Genomic DNA, 7,694 nt, shown 5'->3' with positions numbered 1-7,694 from the left:
TCCAGCGGTTCAGCGTGGCATGGTCCAAGGTGAATCCCCGCTCGGCCAGAATCTCTTCGAGGTCTCGGTAGGAGACGGGATAGCGAACATAGAAAAACACCGCATGCAGGATCGCCGGCTTCGGATAATGCGCACCATTGAAATCGATCGCCATCCCGCCCGTCCTGCTCATGCGTCTGCCCGACCCGGTGTGCAGCATCGCGCTTTCCGATGAAAGGCTGAATGTTTGCGACATTACCACTTTGGCGACGCCCGGAAGTGCCGCGCCGCCTCATGGTGCCCGTGACGCTCATCGACGAACGCGACAACGCGCGTTCTCAGCTCCATAGGATGTGGCTTGCCCATCTGTGGCCCCAAATCTGCCCCAACGACAGGGACGCGCATTACCAACAATCTGGGAATCCCGAATCCTATAGGTTGCGACACGCTATAGCCGCAGAGTTGGACGCGGTATTTCGGTGTGCCGCAGTGGCGTCAACGGCGCTGCCGCTTACACGTCCGGCCGGTCCCTGGCAAAGACCTCTCCCAGCGAAAACGGTACATGGATTCGCATGCGCTCGGGGTGGCGCGAGATGATCGCCAGCACAATGATCGTCAGAGCGTACGGCGCAGCGGTCAGGACCTGCGAGGGGATGGCTATGCCGACGGACTGGGCGATCAGTTCGCTGAGCGACACGAAACCGAAGAGATAGGCGCCGACGATCAGGCGCCCGACCCGCCAAGTGCCAAAGACCACCAGCGCGATTGCGATCCAACCCCGCCCCGCGATCATCCCGTCGCCCCATAGCGGGGTCAGGACCGTCGCGGCATAGCATCCAGCCCATCCCGCAAGACAGCCGCCGAACAACACACAGAGATAGCGGATTGTCGGCACGGGACAGCCTAGCGCTTGCGCCGCATGTGGGTTTTCGCCCACCGCCCGGATAATGCGCCCGATCCGTGTGCGGGTCATCGTCACGGCGATGGCCCCGGCCAGAAGCAGAGTGATATAGACCATGACATCATGCTGAAAGAACATTGCCCCGACCACGGGGAGATCGCCGAGCAGGGGAATGTCGAGTTCGCCCAGCGGTTCGACCGTCTGGCTTTCGTAGCTGTTTCCGATGGTGGCCGCCATTCCCAGCCCGAGGATGCCGATGGCCAGACCGGTCGCCACCTGGCTGGCCATGAAGGTGATCGCCGTAACCGCAAAGACTAGCGCGATGGCCATGCCGGCCACCCCGGCGAGGAGAAAGGCGAGGAAATGATCGCCCGTCTGCTTGGTCACGATGAAGCCGACAACCGCCCCGAGCGCCATCATGCCCTCGACCCCGAGGTTCAACATACCTGATTTCTCGGCCACCAGTTCTCCCAGTGCGGCCAGAAGGAAAACGGTCGAGGCGGCGATCGTTCCGGCGACAAGAAATTCGATTTCAGCCACGGGCAGCTCCTTGCGTGCGGGCGATTGGCGATGCGGCCACAAGCCGGTGTGAAACGAAAAGCTGGGTTGCCAGATAGCAGACCAGCAACAAGCCCTGCAGGACCTGAACGGCGCTTTTCGGGATCCCGCCGCTGACAACCGCGATATCCCCGCCGATATGCAGGACCGACAGGAAAAACGCCGCAAAGACGATGCCCAGCGGGCGCAGACCGCCGAGATAGGCCACGATTATGGCGGTGTAGCCATAGCCCGAGGTAATCGACCGTTGCAGCTGCCCGATGGGTCCGGCCACCTCGCTCATCCCGGCAAGCCCGGCGGCAAACCCGGCCAGCAGCAGGCTAACCCAGATGCCGGTGCTTTCGCTGAACCCGGCATAGCGCGCCGCTCCGGGCGCCATGCCGCTGACGATCAGGCGATAGCCGCTCATGCGCTTCTGCATGAACTGCCAGGCGAACACGGTGAAGATCACTGCGATGAAGATCGAGGCGTTCACGCGCGACCCGCCGAACAACGTCGGAAATATCGCGGCATCCTGAAACAGCACCGTCTGTGGAAAGTTGAATCCCATCGGATCGCGCCAGGGGCCAAGCACTAGGTAATAAAGAATCTGAAAGCTTATTGCGGTCAGCATCAGCGTCACGAGGATCTCGCTCGCATTGAAGCGCACCCGGAGAAAGGCCGCGATGCCCGCCCAGAGCATGCCGAATGCCGCCCCCAGCGCCATCATCGCCGGCAGGACAAACACAGAGTCTAGCTCGTTGAAATAGACCGGTATGGCGCTTGCCCCGATGGCACCCATCACCATCTGGCCTTCCGCCCCGATGTTCCAGACCTTGGCGCGAAAGCCGATCGCAAGCGCCTGGGCGATCAGCAGTAGCGGACCGAACTTGAGAAAAATTTCGGAAATCGAATAGCCTGAGGCGAAGGGGGCAATGAAGAAGGCATGCAGGGTCGTGCCGATTCCGTATCCGAGCAGGCGCAGTAGCGCTGCTCCCAGGGCCACACCGATCAGCACCGACAGCAGGGGTACGGAAATAGCGGTCGCGGCCGAAATCCGCGCGCGTCGTTCAAGATGAAACCGCATTGTCACCTCCGGCAAATGCGCGTCCGATCATCATCTCCCCGATATCTCTCGGGGTGACCTCGTCGACGTGATAGGCGGGCGACAGGGTTCCGTGATTTATCGCGTGCAGGCGGTCGCAGATCTCGAACAGCTCCTCGAGTTCCTCTGAAATCACCAGGATGCCCGCCCCCTGTGCCCGCAGATCGAGAAGCCGCTGCCGGATCTGTGCTGCGGCCCCCACGTCGACGCCCCAGGTAGGTTGGGCCACGAACAGCAGTTTAGGATTCTGCCGGATTTCGCGCGCCAAGATGAATTTCTGAAGGTTGCCACCCGAAAGAGATCCGGCCAGGGCCTCTGGGCCGGCACATTTCACTTTCAGGTCGTCGATGCAGGCGCGCGAAAATTCGAGCAGCCTGTTGCGCCGAACATAGCCGTTGCTCAGCATGCCGTGATCGTAGGTCGTCAGCAGCGCATTGGACCACAGCGAAAGGCCTGGAACCGCGCCGCGGCCCAGGCGCTCTTCGGGGACGAAAGCGAACCCCAGCTTGCGGCGTTTGCGGACCGGTTGCGTGCCAACAGCCGTACCGAGCATGGTGATCGCGTCGGCGTCGAGCCCGTCGGCAAGGTCTTCGCCGGAAATGATGCGCGCCAGTTCCTTCTGGCCGTTGCCTGAGATGCCCGCGATACCGACGATCTCGCCATGGTTCACAGTCAGGTTGATGCCGCTCAGGTCGCAGACGAATGGATCCGCGTCCCGGCGACTTACATCGCACAGGCGCAGCGCCTCGCCCGTGGTTCCCGCGCGAACCTTTACACGGTTAATCGTTGCAATGTCTGAGCCCACCATCAGCCGTGCCAGTTCCTCGGACGAAACCGCCCGAGGGTCGACATCAGCGACGGTCCTGCCGTTGCGCAGGACCGTCGCCGCATCGCACAGCGCGCAGATCTCTTCGAGCTTGTGCGAGATATAAAGGATCGACACCCCCTTGCCCTGAAGTTTGCGCAGCGCGTCAAAGAGCGCTGGAACGTGCTGAGGCGGCAGAACCGATGTCGGCTCGTCCAGGATCAGCAGTTTCAGATCCTGCATGAGGCACCGGATGATCTCGACCCGCTGGCGTTCGCCGATGGACAGCGAATGGACCGGCGCGAAAGGGTTGACGACTAGGTCGTATTCCGCGCCGAACCGGCGGACACGATCGGCGAGGTCGGACAGCTTTCCGGGCACCGTCATCGAGATGTTCTCGACGACGGACAATGTCTCGAACAGGCAGAAATGCTGAAAGACCATCCCGATGCCCAGGGCGCGCGCCTGGGCCGGGTTGCGCAGGGTGACGGTCTTTCCTTGCCATTTGATCGTACCTTCGTCGAAATCGTGCACGCCATAGATGGTCTTCATCAGCGTCGACTTGCCGGCGCCGTTCTCGCCCAGGATCGCGTGGATCGAGGCCGGCGCGATATCGAGACAGACACCTTCGTTGGCGACAAAGCTGCCGTAGCGTTTGGTCACGTCGCGTAGCGACAGGAGGGGTGGGATGGGGGTCATGTCGTTCCTAAGCATGGTCGCTTGAAGCCACGGAACAAGCCCGTCAGGGGCTGTTCCGCAGCGTTTTCCGGTCTCTCGGACAGCCCTATTTCGGGAGCGGAGATGTCACGCCTTTCACATGCCAAGTCATACCCAGGATGTCATTGTCGCTCAGTACGGTACCCTCCGGCACGACAATCTCTCCGGCCTGGTTGGTCAGCGGGCCCTTGAAGACCTTGAAGTCTTGCGACTCTATTAGGGTCTGCACTTCTTCGATCTGCGCCATGAGGTCGGGGGCGGTGTTTTCGTTGAAATCGGTGGTCACGACCACGTCATCCTCGATGCCCAGCCAGTGATAGCGGCCCTCGAACGTTCCGTTCATGTGGTCGGCCACCTGCTCAAGGAAGAACGGCGCCCAGTCGGTCCCGTTGACACCGAGGTAATAGTTCGGCGCATAATCCTTCATCGAACTGTTGAGATTGGTCACGTAGACCCCCTCGCGCTCGGCCAGCGACACGACCGAGGGCGTGTCCTGGCCCATGGAAAAGACAACGTCGGCCCCCTTGGCGATCAGAGCTTCGGCGGCGCTCTGCTCCTTGGCGGGGTCGAACCATGTATTGACCCAGACGACGTTGACCTCGATATCGGGATCGACCCGCTGCGCGCCGAGCGTGAACGCATTTATGGTGGTGATGAATTCTGGAATGGCGAAAGCGGCAACAACACCGAGCTTCTTGCTCTCGGTTTTCCCGGCAGCCGCCATCCCCAGCAGGTAGGATCCCTGAAAATACTTGGCTGTGAAGGCCGACATGTTCGAAGAGGTCTTGTACCCCGATGCATGCAGGATGCTGATTTCGGGGTTCTGCCTGGCAAGCTTCAGCGCGGCATTCATGTAGCCGAACGATCCCAGCATCAGGAACTTGTGGCCATCGGCCGCCAGTTGGTTGATTGCGCGGTCGGCGTCGGGCCCTTCGGCGATGTTCTCGATCACGGTGATCTCGACATCATCTCCGTATTTCTGCTTCACCGCGTCCATTCCATCGACCAGGTTGCGTGCCCAGCCTACATCCCCGACCGGCGACGCCACGACCATGCCGATCTTGAGCGGCTCGGCAATGGCCCCCGTCCCGAGCATTAACGCGGCGCCGCCGGCAATCAGTGTCTTGATCCATCTTATCTTCATAGTCTTTCTCTCCCTGTTGGTCTCTGCGCGCTTAGGTCTGATACACGACCCTTTCGACATGCTGCCGAGCGTCAGCGACGAGCTTGCGCTCGTCGAGGCCCGGAAATTCTCCGTCCTGCCAGACGATACGACCGTTGATCATCGTCAGGTCGACATTGGTGCCAATGCCCACGCGCGGGATCAGGCTTGCCGGGTCATGGCAGGTGCCGACGTATTCCAGCCGTCGCGTGTCGATGGCGAACAGGTCGGCGGCCTTGCCGGTTTCCAGCGTGCCAAGATCCGTCCGCCCGAGAATGTCGGCCCCCCCGCGCGTGGCATAGGCCAGGAACTCGGCCGGTTTAGGCACCGCGTAGTCGTGCGACGCATTGGCGAGGCATTGCAGCATGTAGGCGCTGTGAACACAGTGCATCAGGTTGGAATTGTCGTTGGAGGCAGCGCCGTCCGCGCCAAGGCTGATCCGCATGCCGGCTTCGGCCATTTCGGCAAGGGGCGTGATCTCGGCCCCGACGAGATAGACAGGCTCAGGACAATGGGACATGCCGGTTCCGCTGGCCGCCATCGACCGGATTTCTGCAGGATCGAGTTCCCAGCAATGCGCATACCAGACATCCGGCCCGGCAAATCCGATCTTCTCGCACCAGTCCACGGTGCGCAGGCCGGTGCGTTGCCGGATCACTTCGCTTTCACCTTCGCCCACATGGCTGTGCAGGAACACACCCTTGTCGCGAGCGAGGCCGATGGCCTCGGTGAAGGTTTCCGGGTAGCAGTTCACCGGCTGGCAGGGCGCCAGGACCAACTGGCGCATGCTGAAGTCCGACGGGTCGTGATAAGCGTCGATGAGCCGCTCGCTGTCGGCAATGAATTCCGCGGTCGTCTCCAGCATGCTGTCGGGGATGGTGCTGCCTTCTGATTTGGGCAGGGTGTTGCAGCCCCGTCCGGCATGGAATCGCATACCCATCAGCTCCGCCGCCTCGAACTGTCGGTCGACGATCCGTTTCCCGGCGATGCGCGGAAAGTTGTATTGATGGTCGAAGGCGGTGGTGCATCCGTGCTTGATCAGCTCTCCCATGGCCGAAACGGATGCATGGTAGAAGCACTCCTCGTCCAGCCGCCCGAAGATCGGGTAGATGCGATCCAGCCATTCAATGACCGTGAGCGTGGTCCAGTCCAGATCGGCATTGTTGCGTACAAACGACTGAAAGAAGTGATGGTGCGTGTTGATCAGGCCGGGAAAGAGAAACAGTCCGGTTCCGTCAACGATCCTCGTTCCGTCCTGAATGTCCGATGGGGCAATGCGCGGCTCGATACGGGTGATCGTGCGATCCCGCACCAGAAGATCGGCATTGCGGTGGATCGTTCCTGCGGCGTCGCAGGTGATAATCGCCTCGCAGGATTGAAAAAGAGTGTATTCGGAAGCCATACGTCCTGTCCGTTTGTTGTGTCCGGCGGAGGCGCAGAATCGGCAGAATCTGATGGCAAGACGTCACGATCATGACAGGACGGCCACGAACGGGCCGCCAAAAAGAACGGGGCTCATGATTGATGGGACTTGCAACGATGTGTATCGCTCTCACGATCATGGTAGTGCCAACTCAAACCGGATGCCGGAACCGACATCGTTTCGCTTGTCTCTGTCCCTAGGAGTTGCGAATTCCAGGATCGTCATTGGCACGCTACCAAGCGAGATGGTTAAGCCTATTAACCGGTGGCTCGGCTTGTCAAGGGGGCTGTGGGGCGTTGCCAAGTTATTTTCACTTGGCTGAATGCAGCCTGCCGCAAGCCTGTCACGCGGTCATCTTGCAGGCATAGTCGGCCCCGTAGAGGACCAGCTGGCCGAGCATCTGAAGATCTCCACGAAGCTCTTCATGGACGAGACCACTGCCCCGGTGCTGGATCCGGGTCGCGTTGTTGCACGGATGACCGATTTCAGGCTCTGTTTTAGTGAAGGTTGCCATACTGCGCTGAGTGGCCGATCTGACGGTCGTCTGCGTCACCGATTCCAGCGACCTGCGCGTGATCCTGCGCCCGTCGCTCGGGCATCCGCAGGCAATGTACATCCGGCTCGGTCGGGGACGCGACCCGGTGGCTTACGAAGAGGTTCCCCAGATCGAGTTTGGCCGCGCGATCCGTCTGCGCGAAGGGACCGACCTAACGATCATCACCTGCGGCGGCCAGGCGCACGTCTCGCTTGGCGCCGCCGCGAAGCTGGGGGAGAAGAGCGTTTCCGTGCGCGTGGTCGACATGTTCACCATCGACGCCATCGATGTGGAGGAGGTCCGCGCAGCGGTAGAAACCGGGACCAGTCTTGCGGTCGAGAGGCATTGGCAACTTGTTTGCGGTTTTCAGCTTGGCTAAGGGTGGGACATGATAAATCCGCCTGAAAAGCCCCGCTTCAAAGGTTTCCGGTTCCCTCTTGAGATTGTTGTTTATGAGGTCTGGGTCTGCCATCGGTTTGCGCTCAGCACCGCAGATGTCGAAGAACTGCTGGCTCAAAGGGGCGTCATCG

At 60.8% G+C, this 7,694-nt stretch carries 7 protein-coding genes and 2 pseudogenes; 2 read left to right on the top strand and 7 right to left on the bottom strand.

What is annotated here, in order from left to right; genetic code table 11:
• The 7 genes and pseudogenes from AB9K34_RS05215 to AB9K34_RS05185 all read right to left on the bottom strand — a co-directional run.
• Positions 1-154: pseudogene (locus tag AB9K34_RS05215) on the bottom strand (IS6 family transposase); the annotation flags it as partial.
• 336 nt (positions 155-490) lie between these two features.
• The gene (locus tag AB9K34_RS05210; protein WP_369953378.1) at positions 491-1,420 is read right to left on the bottom strand and encodes an ABC transporter permease; all 930 of its coding nucleotides are present in this window, start codon (positions 1,418-1,420) and stop codon (positions 491-493) included.
• Positions 1,413-2,504 (bottom strand): ABC transporter permease, encoded by a 1,092-nt coding sequence (locus AB9K34_RS05205; RefSeq protein ID WP_369953377.1) that lies wholly within the window; start codon positions 2,502-2,504, stop codon positions 1,413-1,415. The genes AB9K34_RS05210 and AB9K34_RS05205 overlap by 8 nt, the downstream gene beginning before the upstream one ends.
• Positions 2,488-4,026: an ABC transporter ATP-binding protein gene (locus tag AB9K34_RS05200; RefSeq protein ID WP_369953376.1), complete on the bottom strand. Its 1,539-nt coding sequence runs from the start codon at positions 4,024-4,026 to the stop codon at positions 2,488-2,490. The genes AB9K34_RS05205 and AB9K34_RS05200 overlap by 17 nt, the downstream gene beginning before the upstream one ends.
• Before the next feature lie 85 nt (positions 4,027-4,111).
• On the bottom strand, positions 4,112-5,188 hold the full coding sequence (locus AB9K34_RS05195) for a BMP family ABC transporter substrate-binding protein (protein WP_369953375.1): 1,077 nt from the start codon (positions 5,186-5,188) through the stop codon (positions 4,112-4,114).
• A 31-nt stretch (positions 5,189-5,219) separates the two neighbouring features.
• Complete coding sequence (locus tag AB9K34_RS05190; protein ID WP_369953374.1) at positions 5,220-6,608, bottom strand: amidohydrolase; 1,389 nt, start codon at positions 6,606-6,608, stop codon at positions 5,220-5,222.
• A 364-nt stretch (positions 6,609-6,972) separates the two neighbouring features.
• A complete protein-coding gene (locus AB9K34_RS05185) occupies positions 6,973-7,143 on the bottom strand; it encodes a hypothetical protein (RefSeq protein WP_369953373.1) in 171 nt (56 codons plus the stop codon).
• Positions 7,144-7,153: 10 nt separating this feature from the next.
• Here AB9K34_RS05185 and AB9K34_RS05180 point away from each other — a divergent pair, with 10 nt between their 5' ends.
• Entirely contained in the window at positions 7,154-7,543 is a 390-nt protein-coding gene (locus AB9K34_RS05180) for a transketolase C-terminal domain-containing protein (protein ID WP_369953372.1), read from the top strand.
• 9 nt (positions 7,544-7,552) lie between these two features.
• Positions 7,553-7,694, top strand: a pseudogene (locus tag AB9K34_RS05175) (IS6 family transposase); the annotation flags it as partial.

Source organism: Sedimentitalea sp. XS_ASV28, from assembly GCF_041224545.1.
GTDB lineage: Bacteria > Pseudomonadota > Alphaproteobacteria > Rhodobacterales > Rhodobacteraceae > Sedimentitalea.
Note: the sequence above shows the minus strand (reverse complement) of the source record. Positions and strands in the feature narration are given on the sequence as shown.

What these genes read in the sequence shown, in the direction of transcription:
- AB9K34_RS05200 (WP_369953376.1), bottom strand. Translation starts at nt 4,026, where the DNA reads ATGACCCCCATCCCACCCCTCCTGTCGCTACGCGACGTGACCAAACGC.
- AB9K34_RS05195 (WP_369953375.1), bottom strand. Translation starts at nt 5,188, where the DNA reads ATGAAGATAAGATGGATCAAGACACTGATTGCCGGCGGCGCCGCGTTA.
- AB9K34_RS05190 (WP_369953374.1), bottom strand. Translation starts at nt 6,608, where the DNA reads ATGGCTTCCGAATACACTCTTTTTCAATCCTGCGAGGCGATTATCACC.
- AB9K34_RS05205 (WP_369953377.1), bottom strand. Translation starts at nt 2,504, where the DNA reads ATGCGGTTTCATCTTGAACGACGCGCGCGGATTTCGGCCGCGACCGCT.
- AB9K34_RS05185 (WP_369953373.1), bottom strand. Translation starts at nt 7,143, where the DNA reads ATGGCAACCTTCACTAAAACAGAGCCTGAAATCGGTCATCCGTGCAAC.